Genomic DNA, 21040 nt, shown 5'->3' with positions numbered 1-21040 from the left:
ATGACCGCAAACAACCATCGCAATGGTGAACCGGCATCTGATCGTCGTGATCAGGGAACGGTTCTCGACCGGATGCAGATGCCACCGATGAGTGGCGATGAGGCGCTTCGCCGGTTCCACAAGGAACGCGAAGCAGGCGGCCATAAATCACAGAGCGATGAAACCACGGAACTTGCAAAACTGCATCCGGTGATGCGATTTGTGGCGGTCGCGGGAACTTTCATTCTGATTGTCGCGGCTTTGCTGGGTGTGCTGTATCTGATTGGTTCCTAGAGCACGTCGTTCGGCAGGCTAAAGACCACATAAAAAAACGGGCGCAGATAACTGCACCCGTTTTTGTTGTCCGAAGATCAGACCTGATTACAGCGATTGGCAGAACTTTTCGAAATCCTGCACGGTTGCATATGATTTCTGGGTACCCGGACGGGTGATGCTGTCAGCCGCATACCGCACGGCCATTTCAAGGGCGGCTTTGACGTCACGGTTTTCGGCATAGTAGCGCGCAAAGCTGCCGATAAAGGCATCGCCAGCGCCGGTCGTATCAACCGGTTTGACCGATACCGGATCAATGTGAACTGCCGCATCGTTCCCATTGATCAGAAGCGCCCCATCACCGCCCAAGGTGACGATCACGGTTTTGACGCCACGGGAAATCAGGCTTCTTGCGGCGGCTTCGGCATCGGCCAGTGAATTCACGGCCATACCCGAAATCGTTGCAAGTTCCGTCTGGTTCGGGACGAGGAAGGTGGCCTTTTCGATTTTGGTGCTGTCGAGGTCAGCCGGGGCCGGGGCCGGATTAACCAGCGTTTCAATGCCATGTTCGGCACCAAAGGCGACAGTGTGATACACCGTTTCCAGCGGAATTTCGAGCTGCATCAAAATCAGGTCGCATTCCTTGAGCGCATCGGCAGCACGGTCGACATCGGCCGGGGACAGTTGTGCATTGGCCCCTTTGACAATCAGGATGCAGTTTTCGCCTGACGGTTCGACAAAGATCGGGGCGACGCCGCTTGAGGTGCCCGGTACCCGTTCGACAAAGCGGGTATCAATGCCCGATGTTTCGAAATTGCGGATGGTGTTGTCAGCAAAGATATCGTCGCCGACCTTGGTGACCATCATGACATCGGCGCCAAGACGTGCAGCTGCGATGGCCTGATTGGCGCCCTTGCCGCCACATCCCATTTCGAAACGTGGTGCTTCGATGGTTTCGCCGGGCAACGGCATACGATCCGTATAGGTGATCAGATCGACCATGTTGCTTCCGACAATGGCAATTTTGCCTGCCATATTCATTCTCCTGATTTACAGCGAACGGATCGCCTGTTCGGCCGTGTCACTTTCGGCCTGCGTCATATAGCCCAGCCGTACCGAGAAATGGCGGCTTTCGCCAGATCGCAGGGAAATGACATGTCCCTTGGCTTTTTCGGCGTTGAAGCCTTCGGGTTCGCAGGTGGATGGCAGGGCAAAAGCCGCGACCTTCTGATCCTGATTTGCCAGTATCCAGCGGACCGTTTTGGGAAAATCATTGGTGTTATAGGCAATGTGAAACGCATCGCCTTCGACGCGGCGCATCATACAGGCGGTGTTGCCATGCGCATCGGTTTTGGCGTTGCGGATGTAAAACACCTGTTCGGGGTCATAGCGATGCGGTTCGTCGAGGGTTTCCATCGCCGCCGGATTTTGTGCCAGCGTTTCAAGAAACGCATCGTAATCCGGGTTGCGCGGCACATGGGCCGGGACTTCGGTGCGAACGATGGTGTCGGTCGGCGTGAAGCCGGCGGGCTGGATGATTTGTGCGCCGTCACAGAACGCGAAATTGACGTGGCACATATACATCAGGTCCATTGCCGCACCCGACAGGTTTTCGACATTCATCTGAATATCGAAAAGCGTCGCATCCGGGCGCAGAACCACACGAGGCCGCGCCATGTAATGGGCCCCGAAGCCCATAACATATTCGCGGGTGCCACTGATCGCCATAAAGGCACCGTCGTCATGGCCAAATTCAATGGCGGCACTGTCCATTTCCGCACAGGGCATTTCACCATGCAGCGGATGGGTATCCGTCGGACCGGGGCAGCCATTGGTCAGCAGCCCCGAATGGAACGCAAAACAGCCATAGGTTTCGACAATGACGTTGGCCGGGCGCGGCATGCTGAACATGTTTTCCATGGTCAGATCCACGCCATCAAACACCGCATCCCAGATCATCTGCCCCATGAAGGGCAGAATGACCAGATAGCCGCGTTCGTTTTTCAGCCGGACTGCTTCGATGCCGGTTTCATAGCGAAACAGGCTGGCCGACATGCCACCATGCGATGCGATGACATGTTCGGCGTTGCCGAAGAAGGTTTTGCGCAGGTTAACCTTGGTTGACGCAGTCATGGAGCCACCTCGTTTAACGCGAACGGTTTTTATAGGCGTTGAGCGCAATCACCAGTAGAAGGAACACGCCCCAGATAAAATCGATCAGATGGTTGGAAAACCGCAGAATCTGGAAGCCGCTTGACAGCAGCATCAGGGCCGCAACCGCGATCGACACACCGAGCACCGTGCCACGGCCACCGGCCGGGTTGGTGCCGCCCAGAACCGCAATCAGAACCGCCTGAAGCAGATAGGATGTGCCGTAATCCGACTTTGCCGCATTGGTGCGCCCCGACAGAATGATTCCGGCGATGGACGCCATCACCCCGGTCAGCATGTAGCTGAGCAGGACCATCTTTTCGCGTTTCAGACCGGCAAACAGGGCGGCCTTCGGGTTGGTACCGATCAGCATCAGATTGATGCCAAAGGTCGTGCGGCGCAGCATGAAGGCGATCAGGCAGGCCAGAACCACGAACAGGACAAACGGCGTTGCCAGACCAAAGATCTTGCCATTGCCGATAAAGGCCCAGGCTTCGGGGAAGCCGACAATTGCCGGACCGCCGGTCATGACAATGGCAAGGCCGGTAAAGACCTGCCCGGTGCCAAGGGTGGCCAGAATGGGCGTGATTTTTAACCGGGTAATCAACAGACCATTCAAAGCTCCGGCAACAAGCCCGGTGCCAAGGGCGACCACACCGCCCAGCAGAACGATGCCAAAACCGGTATCGGCAACACCGGCATCGGTGGCGAATTTCTTGAACATCACCCCGGCAAAGATCCCCGACAGGTTGGCAATGCCGATCACTGAAAGGTCAATGCCGCCGGTCAGCATGGCAATCATCATCGCAATCGACAGAAGGCCCAGTTCCGGGAAGGTGTAGGTGATGGATTCAAAATTGTAATAGCGCAGGAATTTATCCGGGCTAAGGGCGGTCATGACAACAAAGATCAGGATCGTCATGGCGATCAGCTGAACGATGTTGTTGTCCTTGTTCAGAAGGTTGCGGAAATCGAGTTCACGTTTCATATCGGCCCCCTCACGCATTCGCACGGCGGTCACGCCATGCCGTAATGGCGGTGGCAATTACAATGATGACGCCGACAACAACGCGCTGCCACGTCGTGTCGATCTTCATGATGATCAGGCTGTTTTTCACCATCACCAGCATGAACACACCCAGCATGGTTCCCAGAACGGAACCGCGCCCCCCAAAGATGGAAGCACCGCCCAGAACCACAGCTGCGATGACGTCCAGTTCAAGACCGACAAAATCGCGCGGGTTGGCAAGCCAGATCATGCCGCTGTGCAGGAGGCCGGCAAACCCGGCCAAGGCCCCGGCCACACAATAGATGAAGAAGGTGATCTTGCGGATGTTGAAGCCAACGCGGCTGGCGGCTTCGGGATCGCCGCCCATGGCATAAACCCCGCGGCCGATCATTGTATAACGCAGCACAATATGCAGGGCCACGGCCAGAACGACATAGACAGCAACCATCGCGGTCAGGCCGTAGGTCGTGCCATCGGGTTTGACCATGCTGATGATATCGGATTTTCCGAAATCAATCAGGGCATCGGGCATTTTGTTGATATTGATCATGCTGGTGCCAACAACACCCAGCAGGAACCCGCGCACCATGCTGCCCGTACCCAAGGTCACGATCAGCGGGATCATGCGGAATTTATAAACAAAGAACGCATTCAGGCAGCCAAACAGCGCCCCCATCGTCGCCGCGGCAACGAAGGGCAGGACAACACCGTCATAATTGAAATACAGCATGCCCTTGATGGTCAGATACATCGCAGCAACAGCAAAGGCCGGGAACGAAACATCAATCCCGCCGGAAATCATCACCAGCAAAACGCCAAGCGCCATGATGCCGATGATCACGTTGCTGCGCAGAAGACTGAACATGTTGTCCAGGCTCCAGAAGGCGGGGTTGACCAGCCCGATCAGGATCATGGCAAGCACAAGAATGCCCGCGATGACCACCTCTGATTTATGAAACCAGGCCATCGAGTTTTTCCTTACGTTAAATTCTTGAGCTTGTCGCTGATCTGGTCTTCGGAGGTATCGGCAGATGCCATTTCCTCGACAAAGGCTCCGCGATGCATCAGGACAATACGGTTACAGTTATGGACCAGTTCCGGCACGTCGTCGGAAATCATCAGCACGGCCAGCCCTTCTTTCTGGGCCAGTTCGCGAATGATCCGGTGAATTTCCGCCTTCGATCCGACATCCACCCCGACGGTCGGGCCGTTCAGGATCAGGAATTTGGCATTGGTCAGAAGCCAGCGGGCAATCACCACACGTTGCTGGTTGCCGCCAGAGAGTTCCTTGACCAGCTTTTTGCCGGTGGGGGTTGCGATCTGCATGTCGCGGATCATGGCTTCAACCCATTCTTCGGCCTTGTTCTGATCAATCAGCAGGCCGGGGGCCAGTTTTTCGTAACTGGTCGCAAGCATGTTGCGATCAATGCCCTGGGTTAAAAACAGTCCTTCGCTGAGACGGTCTTCGGGAACATAGGCAACCCCGGCCCGGATCGCCTTTTGCGGCGTATCGAGCACGGTTTGCGCGCCGTTGATCGAAATGGTGCCGCTGTAGCCGGGCATCATGCCAAACAGGGACAGGGCAAGTTCGGTACGACCCGATCCAAGCAGGCCGGAAACACCGACAATCTCGCCCGGTTTGATCGCGAGGTTAATGTTGTCGAGATCGTTTCCGTGGGTCAGGTTTTTGGTTTCAATGCGCGGCGGCATCGAACCATATTTCTGCTGGTCCCAGATATAGGGTTCGGAAATGATATCAGACCCGGTCATGTGACGGGTGATCAGGGCTTCGTCAAAATCGCCGGTCGGGCCGTCGGCCACTTTCTGGCCGTTACGAATGACGGTGATATGTTCGCTGATTTCCAGCATTTCGCGCATTTTGTGACTGACAAACAAAATGGCAATTCCGCGCGACTGGATATCCTTGACGATGCGAAAAAGCGTTTCGATTTCCTTGCCGGTCAGGGCGGTTGTCGGTTCGTCCATGATGATCAGACGGGCGTCAGACATCAGCGCACGGGCAATCGCGACAAGCTGCTTGCCCGCCGTGGACAGTTTTTCGACATCGGTATCAAGGTCAAGATCGACCCCGAGACGTTTGACCGCTTCTTTGGCAATCTCGCGGACCTTACGCCAGTTCAGCATGTGGCGCTGTTCGCGAAGCTGCACATTCATGGCAAGGTTTTCGGCCACTGTCAGGTTCCCGAACAGGGAGAAGTCCTGATAAATCACCTGAACCCCATGTTCGATGGACGCCATGGGAGAGAGGTTCTCGACCCTGTTGCCGTCGATATAGAGTTCACCGGAGGTCGGTTGATAAACGCCCGACATGATCTTGATCAGGGTCGATTTGCCCGAACCGTTTTCACCGGCAAGACAGTGGATTTCGCCTTTTCGGATCGTCAGCGAAAGATCCTTAAGCGCAACAACGCCGGCAAATTCTTTCCGGACGTTTCGCAATTCAATGAAATTTTCAGACATGACAAGCCCGTCAACGTGAAACAAAGGGCCTGATCTCATAATAAAATGAAGGCGTCCTTAATGGACGCCTTCACCAAAGGATGAAATCAGAAGTTATACTTGTCCATGTTTTCCTTGGTCACACCGACCCAGCCCTGGCCATAAACCAGGTTGGCATTGCTGCCTTCCGGGGTGCTGAGATTGGTGTAACCCGGAAGGCCAAGGTCAAGACCAGCCTTGATCTGGTCGCCTTTGCCATCCAGTGCCATAATGGCCAGCATGTTCATGGCATAGCCAGCAACCGCCGGGTCCCAGAACTGGATGTATTCGATGTCGCCATTTGCCAGATATTCACCGGCAACCGACACCAGACCGGTACCTGCGAAGTGCAGTTTACCCTGAAGACCGCGTTCGGCGATCAGACGACCGGCACCTGCCGAGGTTGGCATCGGGCCGCCAACGATACCCTGAAGGTCCGGGTAGGTGGTCAGGGTTTCTTTGAGTTTGGTGTAGTCGGTGTTGGCGTCGTCATAGGTTTCGAGACGCTCGGTCGCCAGTTCCATGTCCGGGAAATGTTCTTTCTGGTATTCGACGGCACCGTCGATCCATTCATTCTGGGATTTGGAGGTCAGGCTGCCGACGGTGGCGGCATATTTACCCTTGCCACCCATGGAGGTCCCGAGGACTTCCATCAGCTTCGCGCCATATGCCTTGTTATCAAACGCTTCGAGGATGTAGTCGGCGTTTTTCAGGTTTGATGCTTCGTGGGCGATCACGATGATACCGCGGTCACGGGCCTTTTTCAGAACCGGTTCGACGGCTTCGACCGAGAACGGCACGATGTTGATGGCATCAACGCCCTGTGCGATCAGGTTCTCAATCAGCTGCACCTGTGCGGCAGCGTCTGCGGCACTCGGTCCGACCATCCAGGTATCGTGACCGGTGTCTGCGCCGAACTGTTCGACACCTTCGCGCATACGGTCAAACCATGCGATACCGTCAACCTTGACCACGGTGGCGATGGAATATTCCTTGCCGGTGGTTTCGGATGTGAATTTCGAAATGATGTCCGGCGTTTTGACCGCTTCGTCTGCATGGGCCGCACCTGCAAGCAGGGAACCGGCGACGACAAGCGATGAAAGAAGCTTGTTCATTGTTACCTCCAAATTGAAATCGTTTTTTAGCTGGCAGTTTTCTGCGTCTTATTGGCATGAAAGCCAAGGCTTTTCATGCGGTTCGTTCTGAAAACAGCAATTTTCCGGTGGCCGGGATGCGGCCACCGGCACCGTTTACTGACCGATAATCCGAATGCTGGCGCTGGCACCGATGCGCGATGCCCCGGCTGCAATCATCTTGAATGCGTCTTCGGTGGTGCGAACCCCGCCCGACGCCTTGACCCCGATATCCGGGCCAACGGTTTTGCGCATCAGGGCGATGTCTTCGGCAGTGGCACCGCCGCCGGCGAAACCGGTCGAGGTTTTGACGAAATCGGCGCCGGCCTGTTTGGACAGTTCGCAGGCAAGGACTTTCTGTTCGTCGGTGAGCAGGGCTGTTTCGATGATGACCTTGAGGGTGGCATCACCGCAGGCTTCTTTTACTGCGGCAATATCGGCGCGAACGGCATCGGTATCGCCAGCTTTGAGCAGGCCAAGGGCGATGACCATATCGACTTCGCGAGCACCCTGTTCAACCACCCAGCGGGTTTCGGAAACCTTGGCGGAAACCGGATCTGCCCCGAACGGGAAACACACCACCGAGCATGCCAGAACATTGGTATCGGCCAGTTCGCGCACGACGAGCGGGATATAGATCGGATTGACACAGACCGCCTTGAAAGCGTGTTTTCGCGCATCGGCGCACAGCGAGACAATCTGGTCGGGGGTGGCGTCCGCCGCCAGAAGGGTGTGATCAATATAAGCGGCAAGATCGCCTGCAACGGCGGGAAGTGGAGCATTCGACATGTAACGTTTCCCTCGACGATAACGGGTTGCCATCGCCGTTTTGTTAAATTTTTAACATTTATTGAAATGATCCTGTCATCGGGTTAACATCCGGTCAAGCCAAAAACATATCAGAACAGAACTTGATTGAGTTGCTGCCCGTCTCGCTATAATCAGGGGTTTTGGGATGAAATTTATGGTTGTGCTGAGTAGTTGCCGACATCATTTCAGATGTATCTGCGGCCTGTCAGCCAGTATATCGGCAGTGAACGGAGTCTGAATGTCGATCAAATCGCAGGACCGGATAGAAGCCCTGACCCGCAATCTGGAGGTCAGCAATGTCATTCGGTTGAAAGATGCCGCCGATCTGCTGGGCGTTTCGGAAATGACGGTCCGCCGTGATGTCGCCAATTGTGAAAATATTTTCACATATATGGGGGGGTACATCACGCTCAAGTCGCCAGCAGCCGGTGGCCTTGGATACATCTTGGACCGTGAACGCGGTTCGCATACCGATCTCAAGCGCACAGCCTGTCAGATTGCCGCGCGTTATGTCAAACCGGGCGATACCATATTTCTTGATTGCGGGACGACCATTCCCTACCTCGCCAATGCGTTACCAGAAAATCGGGATATCACGGCGATCTGCTATTCGATCAATGTTGCCGAAATCCTGTGCAAAAAGCCGGGCCTTCGGGTCATCATGCTGGGCGGGATGTATCACGCGTCTTCGGCATCCTTTGCCGATAGCAACAGCGTGAATGCCATTCTGAACCTGAATATCAATACGGCCTTCATGTCGGCGGGCGGGGTGAATATCAGCCGGGGTGTCAGTTGTTCCAACCCGCATGAAGTGGATATCAAACAGGCGGTTCTTGAGACCGCGGCCAACAAAATCCTTGTTGTCGATTCAACAAAGTTCAATGTCATCAAGCCGATGCTGTTTGCCAAGCTGGAGCAGTTCGACATGATCTGTACCGACCCGAAATGTGATCCGGAACTGGCAACCAGAACCGGTTGTCCCCTGATTACGCAATAGCGAAGGGCATCAAGGGCAGGACTCTGGCCTAGTTCGGTTCGGCCTGTGTTGCGTCGGCGATTTCTGCGTTCAGCAATTGTATTTCCGCCTCGGTGGCGCCACTGAGCGGATCGTCCTTTGGAATGTCACGATAGAGATCGGTAAAGACATTCAGGGCCTGCTGATACTTGTCCTGCTGTTTTAGCATCATGCCATAGTAATAGCGGCTGAGCTGATGATTTGGCATCTGGCCAAGCGCATGCAGGATCAGATCGCGTGACACCTTGTCAATCTGGCCTTGTTGGGCGGTAATGCGTGTATCGGCATATTCGATGGCGAGTAACGGATTATGACCGGAAAGCGCATAGGCACGTGCAAAGGCGGCAACTGCCCGCTCGATATCGCCCAGACGCAATGACCCGCGCGCCAGAACGACCCAGCCCTGCAAATTGCGGGGATTGGCTTCGAGCGACAGGACGATCTGGCTGAGCAGACGGCGGATTTGCTGATCGGTCTGAAAGTCGGGATCGGTCATGTCGGTTGCCGCAGCCGCAGCGGCGGCAAGATTGCGTTCGCCCGCCCGTTCGGAATAGGGGCGCGACGGAATTTGTGGCATGCCGATCGCACTATACAAAATAACTGCGGCAATCACGGGCAGGGTCGAAAAGCCGATCCGCGCCATCGGGCCAAAGGTGCGGCTGCCATTCGGGCCTTTATCCACCCCCGCAGCACGACGCGGCAGGCTGGCATAGATCGCAAGTCCGCCAAACGCGGCAAGTATGACAAGGCCAAGCCAGATCACAGGGAACCTCGTGCGGGGAGAATGCTATATGCAGGGCGGTCAGACTGCATCGTTACGAGCGATCCTGTGACGTGCCAAGGATTTCATCAAGCCGCTTCTGTTCCTGATTGGAAAGCGATTTCGGGCCCGCACCGTCTTCGCGCTGTTTGCGGCGGTAAAAGGCGATCACCGCAATCAGGGCCAGAAATGCCAGAACGGCCGGGCTGATCCACAGGATGTAGGTTTCGGGTTTCAGCGGCGGGTTCAGCAGAACATAATCGCCATAGCGTTCGACGATGTAATCAACGACTTCCTCGTTGGTGTCGCCCGCAACCAGACGTTCGCGCACCAGAATGCGCAGATCACGCGCCAGATCGGCATCGGAATCGTCAATCGACTGGTTTTGACAGACCAGACAGCGCAAGCCCTGACTGATGTCGCGCGCGCGTTCTTCAAGTTTGGGATTGGACAGCATCTCGTCCGGATTGACCGCAAGAGCCGGGGCCGCGTGCAGGCCCAGCAGAATGACAAAGGCCGCGAACAGTGAATAATTTCGACGGATCATCCTTTTAACTCCGCAATCTTTGGCAGCAAGACTTCTTCAAGAACCTGATTTGAGATTGGCCCGACATGTTTGTAACGGATCTGACCGGTGCCATCGATGATAAAGGTTTCCGGCACGCCATAGACCCCGAAATCAATCCCGGTACGCCCGGATAAATCCATCCCGACCGCTGCATAGGGATCGCCAAGTTCATCAAGCCAGTTGACACCGTCCTGCGGGTCTTTTTCCTTGTAGTTCAGGCCATAAACCGGAACGTCAGCCTCACGCGCGAGGCGCTTGATGAGCGGATGTTCTGCACGACATGGAATGCACCAGCTGGCGAACACGTTCAGAACCGATACCTCGCCTTTTGAAATATCGGCACGTGACAATCCGCGGTCACGGCCTGGCAATGGGGGCAACTGGAAATCGGGTGCCGGTTTACCCAGCAAGGCCGACGGCACAACAGATGTATCTTTACCAATATTCGTCAGAAAGACACCGGCAAGAGCAGCAAAGAGTACCAGCGGGATGACTGCGATCCAGAATCTCATGAAGCGGGAACTCCGTTTTTCTTATAGCGCAGGACAATGCGCGTACAGATGCTGATGGCACCGCCGATCAGCATCAGTAACATTCCGCCCCAAACCCAGGGCATCATTGGCAGGAACCGGACGGTCACGACACGCCCGCCATCTTCGGCCCGTTCGCCAACGGAAACATGCAAATCCCCATCGCGTCCATGCCAGATATCGGCTTCCTTGGTTTCGATGCCGCGGATCGGATAATAGCGGACTTCGGGGAACAGTTCGGCGACTGGCTGGGCGTTGCGATAGATGATGAAGGTCGCCTTGCGGGTGGCGAAGTTTTCACCGGGAAGCAGCGCCACACCTTCGTATTGCAGGTTATAGGGGCCGATCTGAATGCTTTGGCCGGTACGCGCCGAAAGCGATATCTGCTGTTCCCATATGGCACTGGCCGATCCCCCGGCGATCAGGATGGCGATCCCGATATGGGCAAAGGTCATGCTGAGATAGCGGGGGCCAAGAAGCTGGAGATTGCGGTATTTGCCTTCGCCGTGGTCGGGTTGACGCCACAGGCGCTCCCAAAGATCACCAAGGGCGGCGGTAAAGACCCAGGCCGCAAGACCGATACCCAGCAATGGCAGCGGGGACGCATCGATAAAGCGCATCCAGACAAACAGGATCACGATCAGCGACATCATGGCGGCCAGCTTCATTCGCCGCCCGATCTGCCATGCCCCGTCCTTGCGCCAGCGCAGCGTCGGGGCAAAGCCCATCAGAAACAGAAGCGGCAAACCGATCGGGATCAGGGCCTGAACAAAGAACGGTGGGCCAACCGTGATGATATCGCCGCCCAGCCAGCGCAGGAACAGCGGATAAATGGTGCCGATCAGGACAGTGGCCGCCGCAACCGAGAGCATCACACTGTTGAGGAACATGCCGCTTTCGCGCGATACCAGCGAGAAGTCCTTGTCATCGATCATGTCGGTCGCACAGCGCCAGAACATGAAATAGGCCCCGCCAAACAGAACGCAGAAGGCAACCAGAAGGGCAACAGCGTCGCCGCTGCTGAGCAGGGCGGTTGGCAACGGACCCAATAGATCGGAGCGTACGAGGAATGTCCCGAACCAGCCGGCAGCAAAGGCCGACAGCGCCAAAAGAGCCGTCCAGGGTTTCAGGGTTTCGGTTTTTTCAAGAACGGCCCGACAATGCAGGAATGCCGTGGTCAACAGCCACGGTAGCAATAATGCATTTTCGGATGTATCCCAGTACCACCAGTTACCCCATGCCTGTTCGGTATAAGCCCGGTAAGCGTTGATGGCAATCGCCCCGCCCAGCAATGTCCAGGCAATCATTGTCCACGGGCGCAGTTGTTCCGACCATGCTCGGTCAAGCTTCGCACCGGGCAGTGCGGCAAAGGTTACCGCGAAAATCACCGATAATCCGGCAAGGCCGGCATAAAGGATCGGCCCGCGGGCCATACCGGCAATGTCCTGCAATTCCGGGTCAAGGCCGCGGCCATCAAGGGGCGCCATGACAGACCGGATAAAGGGATCGGCATCAATAAGGGTTGCGGCGGCCAGCAGGGCGACAATGATGCCAAGGATACCAAGGGCGACACGATCCTGTTCGGTAACACCGCGCGCCACGCTTTGCAGGGCAAACATTAGTGTCGCCAGTGTGCTGGTCGCAACCCAGAACAGCATGGCACCGCTATCGGAGATGACGGAGGCACCGATACGGTAAATCATCGGGGTAGATGAATGACTGTAATCGGCCACCACGGGCAGGGTAAAATCACTGACAATAAAGGAATGGATCAGGGCGGCTTCGGCAATGATTGCCAGAACGCACATGGCAAAGGGCAGGGGCCAGACACCGAAACCGACATTTTCGGAAGTTCGGATATTGCCGGTCAGTTCATCTGGCAAGGTTCCGCCAGAAATTGCCGGTGTCATTGTCGGTGTCGGGCCGAGCGCGCGATAGCTTGCGCGAAACAGGGCCGGACAGAACAGGACGGCCTGACAGGTTCCCAATGCAAGAATCAGGATAAGGGCAAAATGTCCAAACTCTGCGATCATGCGTTCTTCAGATTTCCCCGATATGTGGTGTTCACTAAACGAACACCACTCAGCCCCTGCTGTCAAATAGCAAGGCATCCACCCAGTTTAATGCCGCTTTGATGGCTTCAATATGAGGTTTTTATGATGGCAGAATGTGGCTTAATTACGCATCTGTTCGGCGTTGCGGGCTTCGATTTCTTCCCAATAACCGCTTTTTTTCAATGAGTCAGCCACCTCGGGCGGCATGTAGTTTTCATCATGCTTGGCCAGAACTTCGGATGCGATGAACTGGCCCTCGGAACCCATATGGCCCTCGGCGACGACCCCCTGACCTTCACGGAACAGGTCGGGAAGGATGCCGGTATAGGAAATGGTGACCGCATTTGCCATGTCGGTGACGATAAAGGTGACGGTTTCACCGCCGCCGAGTTTTTTAAGCGATCCTTCTTCGACGAGGCCGCCGACGCGCAGGCGCTGATCGGGGTCAATCGGCGATTTTTCGGCGATTTCGGTCGGGCTGAAGAAGAACACAACCGAATCTTCAAATGCCGTAAGTGCCAAGGCAGCCGCCGCCCCGACCGCCAGAAGGGCAGCCATGACGATATACATGCGTTGACGTTTGCGGGATTTGGCACGTGAAAGAGACACTTTGATATTCTCCGCTCAGGAAGGCTTGGGCTCAGGAAGTCGGGGACTGGTCTGTTGTGCGGGTCCGTCTGGGACGGCGGGCTTTCAGAACAGTTTCAAGCTGATCAAGTTCGGTCTGGCTCTGACGAAGGCCGCGCAGGGTCATGACCAGAAGAATGATCATCGCAAGGGCTGCGAGACCATAACTGGCCCAGATATAGCTGCCATAGCCGCCCATTGAGAAGAATTCGTTCATTTGCTGGCTCCGGCGTTGTGACCCTGATCATAGGCGAGTTCGTCATGATCGCCGCTGGCAACGGGGCGTTCGTCAAACAGGCCGCTGAGTTGAAGCGCACGGATGCGCCGCTGATTGAGTTCAAGGCGAACGCGCAGGACCAGAACGATGAAATAATAACCGGTGAAGGCAAAGGCCATGATCAGAAGCGGGGCGAGCATGCTGGGATCGATGGTGGGCCCGCCCATGCGGGCAACCGATGCCGGTTGATGCAGGGTATTCCACCAGTCCACGGAAAATTTGACGATCGGCACATTGATCGCGCCCACCAGTGCCAGGGCCGATCCGGCCTTTGATCCGCGTTCGGGATCGTCAAAGGCATTCACAAGCGCGATATAGCCAAGATAGAGGAACAGCAGGATCAGCATCGAGGTCAGACGCGCATCCCACACCCACCATGTTCCCCACATCGGTTCGCCCCAAAGCGACCCGGTAATAAGCGTAAGGGCGGTGAATGTTGCGCCAACCGGGGCGGTGGCGCGCGCGCAGATATCGGCAAGCGGATGTTTCCAGATCAGGCTCATGGCCCCGCAAAGAGCCATGCCGACATAACAGAACAGGCCCATCCATGCCGCGGGCACGTGGATATACATGATGCGGACGGTGTTGCCCTGCTGATAGTCAACCGGCGATCCGATCAGGGCCAGATAAAGCCCGGCGGCGGTCAGAATGACGGTCAGCGCGACCACCCAGGGCATCATGGCCCCGGTCAGTTTCAGAAACACGCTTGGTTTGGCGAAACGATGCATTTTCTCTCGTCCGTTTGCGGCGATGCCGCCGAAGGTCGTCTGTTTTAAATTATTCCACGGCCTGCCGGATGGCGTGGGCCGTGGCAAACGGGGCGGCAGCCAAAGACAGTAACAGGATCGCCCCCATGATCTGTAACTGTGCCTGGGCGGAAATGCCAAGCAATGCGGCCTCGACCGCACCGGCACCGAAAATCAGTACCGGTATATATAGTGGCAGGACCAGCAATGACACCAGAACACCGCCGCGCCGTGCCCCCAAAATCAGTGCCGCACCAATCGCCCCGATCAGACTGAGTGCCGGTGTGCCGATCAGCATGGCGATCATCAGGGTGCCAAAGCCATCCTGATCCATATTGAGCATCACGGCCATCACGGGTGCCGCAATAATCAGCGGCAGGCCGGTCGTCAGCCAATGTGCGCACACCTTGCCCAGAACCAGCAATTCCAGCGGTGCAGGCGACAGGGTCAGCAATTCCAGCGTGCCATCCTCGTAATCGGTCTGAAAGACACGTTCGAGCGACAGCATGGCCGCCAGCAGGGCCGAGACCCAGATCACACCCGATGCAATGCGCGCCAGAATATTGGCTTCGGGGCCGACACCGAACGGAAACAGGGTGGTGGTTACGATAAAGAAGGCAACCACCATCACGGAATCCGCGCCCTGACGCAGGGCCAATCGCAAATCACGACGCAGGATGGCGACAAAGGCATTCATATCGCGGCCTCCGTCGTTCTGCCTTGATCCATGTCGAGTGAGAGATGTTGGTTGGCATCTTCATCATCATGTTCGATCAGCCATTCCATCATCGGGATGGCAAACGGATCAAGATCAAGGATGATCGGTGCCGCGATATCCAGATCGACATGAGTGGAATAAATCACGATGCCGCCTTTGGCCCGGAATTCGGCGATCAGACGCGCCAGTTCGGCACAGCTTTCGCGATCCAGACCGACGGTCGGTTCATCGAGCAGCCAAAGGTCGCTTTGGCCCAACAGGATACGGGCAAGGGCGGTGCGGCGTTTTTGACCACTTGAAAGATATCGCCCGGCGGTCTTGCCAAGGTGATGAATATCAAAGGCGCGAAGCGCCTGATCGATTTCGGCATCGATATCGGAAATGCCGCGCAGTTCGGCCCACAGGCGCAGATTATCGCGAACGGTCAGGACCGGTTTGATCGCGTCCTGATGACCAAGGTAATGCAGGCGCGCGCGATGGGCGATTTTATCATTGGCGATATCGTCACCCTGCCAGCGGATCGTGCCGTGGCGCGGGGCCATTAGGCCCGCCATCAGGCGCAAAAGGCTTGATTTTCCTGCACCATTGCGACCGCGCAGCATCACGGCATCGCCGGTATTGGCGCTAAAGGAAAGATCGCCAAAAACCAGACGTTCGCCACGCAGACAGGTCAGATCAGAACCGGTAAAAACTGTCATCTAACTCGTTTGACTGTCGGAATTCATGCCGGATATGCGTTTTTCTATAACGCGTCCGACGTTATTAATCATGCTTTATCCGACATTGGATGTGATGACATTGTTTCAAATCAATCCAAAAAGACACGAAACGCCGCAGCGATCAAAAATCGGCTGCGGCGCGGGCAAAGCGATAGCAGATCAGAAGCGGATGACCGAGGCACTTCGAACCGGCCCGCCGCGGCCTTCCTGAACAAGGACCGCGACACCACCGTCGCAAGGCTGGTTGAGGGCGAAATCAAGTTCGCGCTGCTGCCCGTCCCACTGCCCAAGATCGATCATTTCGCGCACGACATTGGCATGAACCAGACGCCGCCCGGCATTTTCGCCAGACCGCACATCGCGTGCCTGTTCGCGATCAAACCCGATCAGCCAAAGCTGATAGGACTGCCCGGCAGGTGGGGTATTGACCATGCCAAGTTTCAATTTGCCATTGGCGGGCGTGGCACGGTTATCCGATTGCAGGGCCAGTTCCGCCCATTCCCGAAGCGGGGTCGTTTCATTGCTGGTGGTGACGATTCGGCCTTTGTCGGTGGCGCGCACGACCTGATCGCCATTGATCACGACCTGCGGGGTGTAGACATAGCGTTCACGCATGCGACCAGCATAGTCGCGTTGCCGTTCGGTATTGGCCGCACTGGAAAACGGATCTTCCCAGCCCAGATAGTTCCAGTAATCGACATGAAACGACAGGGCAAGAAGGTCGCTACGTTCCTGATTTAATTCGTAGAGGACGCGATCCGCCGGGGGGCAGGAATTGCATCCTTCGGATGTGTAAAGCTCGATCACGGCGCGGGGTGAAGTGGATTCGGCTGCATATGCGGTCGAAAAACTACCCAAAAACGCGGTTGCAAGCATGATGATAAGGGGGCGAAGCTGTTTCATGACCTGATGATGCCCCAAAATGCGTATCAACCACCAATCACAAGGCGTTGAAAGGTCCGTTTGCGCCGAAACGACCGATTTTTGCGTGAAATCCGGGAATTTAGACAGGAGATTTCGGAAGATTGGTGTTATTAGCTCCGGTCAATTCCGAAAGGGGGCAACAGGTCTTCACGGAATGCGTGAGGTGAAATCACCTTTGCGTTTATACAGAAAAATGAGGAACAGGCACTGCGGCGGGAGCGATTTTCCGTGGATGCCGGTCCAAGAAAGGTTTGCAGGCAATGATTAAACGAGAGCATTGGGGTTCACGCCTCGGCTTTATCCTGGCGGCTGCCGGGTCGGCCGTGGGGCTGGGCAACATCTGGAAGTTTCCCTATATGGCGGGCGAGAATGGCGGTGGCGCCTTCTTGCTGATTTATCTGGCGCTGGTCTTTACCATTGGCCTGTCGGTCATGCTGGCTGAAATGGTCATTGGCCGGATGACGGCAAAGAACGCCATTGGCGCGTTTGCAAAGCTCAAGGGCGGTGCATGGCCGCTGGTGGGGCTTTGTGGTGTTGCGGCTGCCTTTATCATCCTGTCATTTTACAGCGTTGTTGCCGGCTGGACGATTTCCTACATGGTCAAATCGATCACCGGGGCGCTGGCGATTGAAGATCCGGCCGCATTGGGCAGCATCTTTGGCGGGTTCATTGCCGATCCGGTTTCGCCACTGATCTATCATGCGATTTTCATGGCGTTGACGGTCTTTGTTGTTCTGGCGGGTGTTGGTTCGGGTATTGAACGTGCGTCAAAGATTTTGATGCCGGCCCTGTTTGCGTTGTTGCTGGTGCTTATCGTGCGTTCCGTGACCCTGCCCGGTGCGGGTGAAGGCATTGCCTTCCTGCTGTCGCCGGACTTTTCCAAAGTGACATGGGCAACGGTATCGGAAGCGCTTTCGCAGGCGTTCTTCTCGCTCTCGCTTGGGATGGGGGCGATGATTACCTATGGTTCGTATCTGAGCAAAAAGGAAAATATCGCAAGTTCGGCTGGTTGGGTGACGCTGCTTGATACGGCAGTTGCGGTCATGGCCGGTCTTCTGATCCTGCCGGCCGTGTTTGCATTTGGCTTTGATCCGAGTGCCGGTCCGGGCCTGACCTTTATTACCCTGCCGGCGGTGTTTGCGCATATGCCGATGGGATCGGTCTTTGCGTTCATGTTCTTCCTGTTGCTGGGCATTGCGGCACTGACATCGGCGGTTTCGATCCTTGAGGTGGTTGTCGCCTATTTCGTTGATGACCGTGGCATCAGCCGCAAATGGGCATCGATCACGGTGGGTTTGATCATCTTCCTGCTGGGGATTCCGTCCTCGCTGTCGATGGGGCTCATGGGCGAGTTCAAGATCTTTGGCCTCGGCTTCTTTGATCTGATGGATTATGTCAGCTCGAAATTGCTGCTGCCGATTGGTGGCCTGTTCATCTCGCTGTTTGTCGGCTGGGTTGTCTGGGGCAAGGCCAAGGAAGATATTGCTGCCCATAATGGCGTGGTGCCGTTCTGGATCAATGGCTGGGGCATTATCGTGAAGTTCATCGCACCGCTTGCGATTGCCTTCATTCTGCTGAAGGGACTTGGCGTGCTTTAGGCCGCTTTTCTCACAGCAGACGACATGCGAAGGGCGGGGAATTTCCCCCGCCCTTTTTGCTGGGGATCAAACCGGATCAGGAGGCTTCGGCCGGTCTTTGCTGAGACAGGGTGAGGATTTCATCAGCGCACATTGGTTTGCCCAGAAGGTATCCCTGTATGTAATCGCATCCGGCATCGCGCAGCAGTTTGAGCTGCGCGTTGGTTTCGACACCTTCCGCGACGCATTTTTTGTGCAGGTTCTGCGCCATGTTCAGGATGGTGATCGCAAGAGCACTGCCTTCGCGTCCCTGATTGATGTCGTCGACAAAACTGCGGTCCATCTTGATCGTGTCAAACGGCAGCTTGCGCAGGTAGCTGAGACTGGAAAAGCCGGTGCCAAAATCATCAAGTGCGATTTTGACACCCAGATCGCGAATGCGCTGCATGTTGGCGCGCATTTCTTCGATATTCTGCATGAACAGGCTTTCGGTGATTTCGATCTCCAGCCGGTCTGCCGCCATGCCCTTTTCGACCAGAATGGTTCTGATCTGTTCGGCAAGATCGATGGTGCCATAGAATTGCTGGACCGAGACATTCACCGCCATCGTGACGTTGTGCAGGCCCTTTTCACGCCATGCGACCGACTGACGGCAGGCGTGACGCAATACCCAGCGCCCCAGTTCGCCGATCACGCCCATTTCCTCGGCTACCGGAACAAAGACCGATGGGGGTATCGCCCCCCGTTGCGGATGGTTCCAGCGCAAAAGGGCTTCGACCCCGTGCAGGTTGCCGGTGCGGGCTTCGAATTGTGGTTGATAGACCAGATGAAATTCATCGCGATCCAGCGCCTGACGCAGGGCACTTTCAAGGGCAAGGTCGGCGTCGCTGCGTGAATGACTGGCGCGGTTATAGCGGCTGAAGCGGTTTCGGCCCTGTTCCTTGGAATGCATCATCGCAATTTCGGCATTGCGCAAAAGATTGGCGGTATCGTTGGCGTCGTGCGGGAAGGATGCGATGCCGATGCTGGCCGAAATATAGATTTCCTGTCCCTTGCTGGTCAGGTGCGGTTGGTTTAACGCTTTTAAAAGATCATCGGCCAGTGCGGCATCATCATCGGCGGAAGTCCCCCCCGAAAGCAGAATGGCATATTCATCCGCACCAACGCGCGCCAGAACACCCCCCTGATCCAGACGGCGATGCAGGCGACGCGCAACTTCGACCAGAACGTCGTCACCGTCACTGTGTCCCAGTGTATTGTTCACCCGCTGGAAATTATCGATATCGAGCAGCAGGATCGTCAGGCGGGTTCCCTTGCGGCGGGACTCGCCGATGCCATGTGCAAGCAGTTCAAGGAACCGGCGGCGATTGGGATAGCCGGTCAGTTCGTCAATATGGGCAAGCCGCAGAATGTCTTCGCGGTTTTTCTTGCGTTCGCTGATGTCGGTAAAGATCGAGGCATACTGGCTGATCTGGCCATCGGCATCACGGATCGCGATGATTGACAGCCATTCGGGATAAATTTCGCCGGATTTGCGGCGGTTCCAGATTTCGCCTTCCCATTTGCCGTGCTGTTGGATATCGCGCCACATCGAGGTGTAAAATTCGGGAGACTGACGACCCGATTGCAGGATATTGGGGTTTTTGCCGATCACGTCCGATGCGTTGTAACCCGTGACCCGGGTGAAGGCCGGATTGACCAGTTCGATCGTGCCATCGGCGGCACAGACCATGATCCCGTCAGGTGATGTTTCAATGATCTTGTCTGCCAGAAACAGCGACCGGCGCGCCTTGGTCAGTTCGACGTCGCGGCCTTCCATCACGGACCTGAGATGGGCGAAGTAATCCTGTTCGATGAATTCCAGCAGATCGGCGAATGACAGAACACCGATGACATTGCCGGTTTCATCAATGACCGCAAGATGGCGGATATGTTGGGCCAGCATCGTGTCGCGGGCGTTGTTCAGGCTGGACTTGGAGGAAATGACACGCAGCGGGCGGCTGGCAATTTCGATGGCCGGTGTTGCGTGATCGCCATTGGCCAGATTGCGCAGGATATCGCGTTCGGTAATGATCCCGGTGTGCTCAAGCATCGAAACCGGGTCGGTCGCGACCGACGGATCATAGACAATCGCACAATCGCATTTGGCATCATGCATGCGCGCGCGCAGTTCCGACATCGGGATATCGCCATCGACAAAGATTGTCGTGCGGCGGATGGCGGCCCCGACATCCCCATCGCCCAGTTTGCGCCAACTGCCCTGTTGGCGGATCAGGTCAGACTGGCTGATGATCCCGGCAAGGCGGTTTTCCGCGTCCACGCTGACCAGATGACGGACATGGCGTTCGCGCATACGGATGATGGCGGCTTCGGGCGTGGCATGGACCGATATGCTGTGAACCGGGGCCGACATCCATTTCGATATCGGCTCGTTCAGGGTGGCTTCGCAGTCGGCGGGCAGGGAAAGGCAATCCTTTTCCGTCCAGATTCCGATCGGCAGGTGATCCTGTGTCACGATGATGGAGCTGCAATTGGCTTCGCGCATCATGTCGATGGCCTGACCAATCGCGGTTTCCGGCCCGCAACGCAACACGATGCCGGGGGAAATCGTACCTACGGTCAGGTGGGTGGTCTTGCCATCCGAAAAACTGGGGCGCGTCATGATAACCTG

At 56.1% G+C, this 21040-nt stretch carries 21 protein-coding genes; 3 read left to right on the top strand and 18 right to left on the bottom strand.

Features of this window, described 5'->3' with window-relative positions:
* Nucleotides 1–273: a hypothetical protein gene (locus tag TH468_RS14965; RefSeq protein ID WP_085645420.1), complete on the top strand. Its 273-nt coding sequence runs from the start codon at nt 1–3 to the stop codon at nt 271–273.
* Nucleotides 274–360: 87 nt separating this feature from the next.
* Here TH468_RS14965 and rbsK read toward each other — a convergent pair whose 3' ends face one another.
* From rbsK to deoC, 7 genes are all read right to left on the bottom strand, one after another.
* On the bottom strand, nt 361–1287 hold the full coding sequence (gene rbsK, locus TH468_RS14960; RefSeq protein WP_085645591.1) for a ribokinase: 927 nt from the start codon (nt 1285–1287) through the stop codon (nt 361–363).
* 15 nt (nt 1288–1302) lie between these two features.
* A complete protein-coding gene (locus TH468_RS14955; RefSeq protein WP_085645418.1) occupies nt 1303–2385 on the bottom strand; it encodes an aldose 1-epimerase family protein in 1083 nt (360 codons plus the stop codon).
* Between the two features lie 13 nt (nt 2386–2398).
* A complete protein-coding gene (locus TH468_RS14950) occupies nt 2399–3391 on the bottom strand; it encodes an ABC transporter permease (protein ID WP_037987469.1) in 993 nt (330 codons plus the stop codon).
* A 10-nt stretch (nt 3392–3401) separates the two neighbouring features.
* Complete coding sequence (locus tag TH468_RS14945; RefSeq protein WP_062961236.1) at nt 3402–4379, bottom strand: ABC transporter permease; 978 nt, start codon at nt 4377–4379, stop codon at nt 3402–3404.
* Between the two features lie 11 nt (nt 4380–4390).
* Nucleotides 4391–5893 (bottom strand): sugar ABC transporter ATP-binding protein, encoded by a 1503-nt coding sequence (locus tag TH468_RS14940; protein WP_085645590.1) that lies wholly within the window; start codon nt 5891–5893, stop codon nt 4391–4393.
* An 86-nt stretch (nt 5894–5979) separates the two neighbouring features.
* Nucleotides 5980–7026 (bottom strand): autoinducer 2 ABC transporter substrate-binding protein, encoded by a 1047-nt coding sequence (locus TH468_RS14935; RefSeq protein WP_007090233.1) that lies wholly within the window; start codon nt 7024–7026, stop codon nt 5980–5982.
* A gap of 135 nt (nt 7027–7161) precedes the next feature.
* Entirely contained in the window at nt 7162–7833 is a 672-nt protein-coding gene (deoC, locus tag TH468_RS14930) for a deoxyribose-phosphate aldolase (RefSeq protein ID WP_085645589.1), read from the bottom strand.
* Nucleotides 7834–8092: 259 nt separating this feature from the next.
* Here deoC and TH468_RS14925 point away from each other — a divergent pair, with 259 nt between their 5' ends.
* Nucleotides 8093–8851 (top strand): DeoR/GlpR family DNA-binding transcription regulator, encoded by a 759-nt coding sequence (locus TH468_RS14925; RefSeq protein ID WP_085645416.1) that lies wholly within the window; start codon nt 8093–8095, stop codon nt 8849–8851.
* Nucleotides 8852–8879: 28 nt separating this feature from the next.
* On the opposite strand, the gene TH468_RS14920 is transcribed toward TH468_RS14925, so the two are convergent.
* The 10 genes from TH468_RS14920 to TH468_RS14875 all read right to left on the bottom strand — a co-directional run bounded on the left by TH468_RS14920 (nt 8880) and on the right by TH468_RS14875 (nt 16771).
* On the bottom strand, nt 8880–9632 hold the full coding sequence (locus tag TH468_RS14920; protein ID WP_085645414.1) for a cytochrome C biogenesis protein CcmI: 753 nt from the start codon (nt 9630–9632) through the stop codon (nt 8880–8882).
* Nucleotides 9633–9684: 52 nt separating this feature from the next.
* Nucleotides 9685–10176 (bottom strand): cytochrome c-type biogenesis protein, encoded by a 492-nt coding sequence (locus TH468_RS14915; RefSeq protein WP_085645412.1) that lies wholly within the window; start codon nt 10174–10176, stop codon nt 9685–9687.
* Nucleotides 10173–10709, bottom strand: a complete 537-nt coding sequence (locus tag TH468_RS14910) for a DsbE family thiol:disulfide interchange protein (RefSeq protein WP_007090228.1) — start codon at nt 10707–10709, stop codon at nt 10173–10175. The genes TH468_RS14915 and TH468_RS14910 overlap by 4 nt, the downstream gene beginning before the upstream one ends.
* Entirely contained in the window at nt 10706–12760 is a 2055-nt protein-coding gene (locus tag TH468_RS14905) for a heme lyase CcmF/NrfE family subunit (RefSeq protein WP_085645410.1), read from the bottom strand. The genes TH468_RS14910 and TH468_RS14905 overlap by 4 nt, the downstream gene beginning before the upstream one ends.
* Nucleotides 12761–12901: 141 nt before the next feature.
* A complete protein-coding gene (ccmE, locus tag TH468_RS14900) occupies nt 12902–13390 on the bottom strand; it encodes a cytochrome c maturation protein CcmE (protein WP_082822581.1) in 489 nt (162 codons plus the stop codon).
* A 31-nt stretch (nt 13391–13421) separates the two neighbouring features.
* The gene (gene ccmD, locus TH468_RS14895; protein ID WP_085645408.1) at nt 13422–13625 is read right to left on the bottom strand and encodes a heme exporter protein CcmD; all 204 of its coding nucleotides are present in this window, start codon (nt 13623–13625) and stop codon (nt 13422–13424) included.
* The gene (locus tag TH468_RS14890; protein ID WP_085645406.1) at nt 13622–14413 is read right to left on the bottom strand and encodes a heme ABC transporter permease; all 792 of its coding nucleotides are present in this window, start codon (nt 14411–14413) and stop codon (nt 13622–13624) included. The genes ccmD and TH468_RS14890 overlap by 4 nt, the downstream gene beginning before the upstream one ends.
* Before the next feature lie 49 nt (nt 14414–14462).
* Nucleotides 14463–15128 carry a heme exporter protein CcmB gene (ccmB, locus tag TH468_RS14885; RefSeq protein WP_007090223.1) on the bottom strand — a complete coding sequence of 222 codons (666 nt, stop codon included), beginning with the start codon at nt 15126–15128 and terminating at the stop codon, nt 14463–14465.
* Complete coding sequence (gene ccmA, locus TH468_RS14880; protein WP_085645404.1) at nt 15125–15847, bottom strand: heme ABC exporter ATP-binding protein CcmA; 723 nt, start codon at nt 15845–15847, stop codon at nt 15125–15127. Before ccmA ends, ccmB begins: the two co-directional genes overlap by 4 nt.
* A 180-nt stretch (nt 15848–16027) precedes the next feature.
* Nucleotides 16028–16771: a thioredoxin family protein gene (locus TH468_RS14875; protein WP_085645402.1), complete on the bottom strand. Its 744-nt coding sequence runs from the start codon at nt 16769–16771 to the stop codon at nt 16028–16030.
* A 281-nt stretch (nt 16772–17052) separates the two neighbouring features.
* On the opposite strand from TH468_RS14875, the gene TH468_RS14870 reads away from it, so the two are divergent.
* On the top strand, nt 17053–18390 hold the full coding sequence (locus TH468_RS14870) for a sodium-dependent transporter (RefSeq protein WP_085645400.1): 1338 nt from the start codon (nt 17053–17055) through the stop codon (nt 18388–18390).
* Nucleotides 18391–18466: 76 nt separating this feature from the next.
* On the opposite strand, the gene TH468_RS14865 is transcribed toward TH468_RS14870, so the two are convergent.
* Nucleotides 18467–21031, bottom strand: coding sequence for an EAL domain-containing protein (locus TH468_RS14865; protein WP_085645398.1), 2565 nt, complete (start codon nt 21029–21031; stop codon nt 18467–18469).
* Nucleotides 21032–21040 lie beyond the last annotated feature (9 nt).

It is taken from the genome of Thalassospira sp. MCCC 1A03138, assembly GCF_002115785.1.
In the GTDB taxonomy this organism is placed as follows: domain Bacteria; phylum Pseudomonadota; class Alphaproteobacteria; order Rhodospirillales; family Thalassospiraceae; genus Thalassospira.
This window is presented reverse-complemented; position numbering and strand designations above follow the sequence as displayed.

Coding starts and splice junctions, on each gene's coding strand:
- TH468_RS14940 (WP_085645590.1), bottom strand. CDS start 5,893: ATGTCTGAAAATTTCATTGAATTGCGAAACGTCCGGAAAGAATTTGCC.
- deoC (WP_085645589.1), bottom strand. CDS start 7,833: ATGTCGAATGCTCCACTTCCCGCCGTTGCAGGCGATCTTGCCGCTTAT.
- TH468_RS14865 (WP_085645398.1), bottom strand. CDS start 21,031: ATGACGCGCCCCAGTTTTTCGGATGGCAAGACCACCCACCTGACCGTA.
- TH468_RS14950 (WP_037987469.1), bottom strand. CDS start 3,391: ATGAAACGTGAACTCGATTTCCGCAACCTTCTGAACAAGGACAACAAC.
- TH468_RS14955 (WP_085645418.1), bottom strand. CDS start 2,385: ATGACTGCGTCAACCAAGGTTAACCTGCGCAAAACCTTCTTCGGCAAC.
- TH468_RS14925 (WP_085645416.1), top strand. CDS start 8,093: ATGTCGATCAAATCGCAGGACCGGATAGAAGCCCTGACCCGCAATCTG.
- ccmB (WP_007090223.1), bottom strand. CDS start 15,128: ATGAATGCCTTTGTCGCCATCCTGCGTCGTGATTTGCGATTGGCCCTG.
- TH468_RS14905 (WP_085645410.1), bottom strand. CDS start 12,760: ATGATCGCAGAGTTTGGACATTTTGCCCTTATCCTGATTCTTGCATTG.
- TH468_RS14915 (WP_085645412.1), bottom strand. CDS start 10,176: ATGATCCGTCGAAATTATTCACTGTTCGCGGCCTTTGTCATTCTGCTG.
- ccmA (WP_085645404.1), bottom strand. CDS start 15,847: ATGACAGTTTTTACCGGTTCTGATCTGACCTGTCTGCGTGGCGAACGT.
- ccmD (WP_085645408.1), bottom strand. CDS start 13,625: ATGAACGAATTCTTCTCAATGGGCGGCTATGGCAGCTATATCTGGGCC.
- TH468_RS14935 (WP_007090233.1), bottom strand. CDS start 7,026: ATGAACAAGCTTCTTTCATCGCTTGTCGTCGCCGGTTCCCTGCTTGCA.
- TH468_RS14870 (WP_085645400.1), top strand. CDS start 17,053: ATGATTAAACGAGAGCATTGGGGTTCACGCCTCGGCTTTATCCTGGCG.
- TH468_RS14965 (WP_085645420.1), top strand. CDS start 1: ATGACCGCAAACAACCATCGCAATGGTGAACCGGCATCTGATCGTCGT.
- TH468_RS14875 (WP_085645402.1), bottom strand. CDS start 16,771: ATGAAACAGCTTCGCCCCCTTATCATCATGCTTGCAACCGCGTTTTTG.
- TH468_RS14945 (WP_062961236.1), bottom strand. CDS start 4,379: ATGGCCTGGTTTCATAAATCAGAGGTGGTCATCGCGGGCATTCTTGTG.
- TH468_RS14890 (WP_085645406.1), bottom strand. CDS start 14,413: ATGCATCGTTTCGCCAAACCAAGCGTGTTTCTGAAACTGACCGGGGCC.
- rbsK (WP_085645591.1), bottom strand. CDS start 1,287: ATGGCAGGCAAAATTGCCATTGTCGGAAGCAACATGGTCGATCTGATC.
- TH468_RS14910 (WP_007090228.1), bottom strand. CDS start 10,709: ATGAGATTCTGGATCGCAGTCATCCCGCTGGTACTCTTTGCTGCTCTT.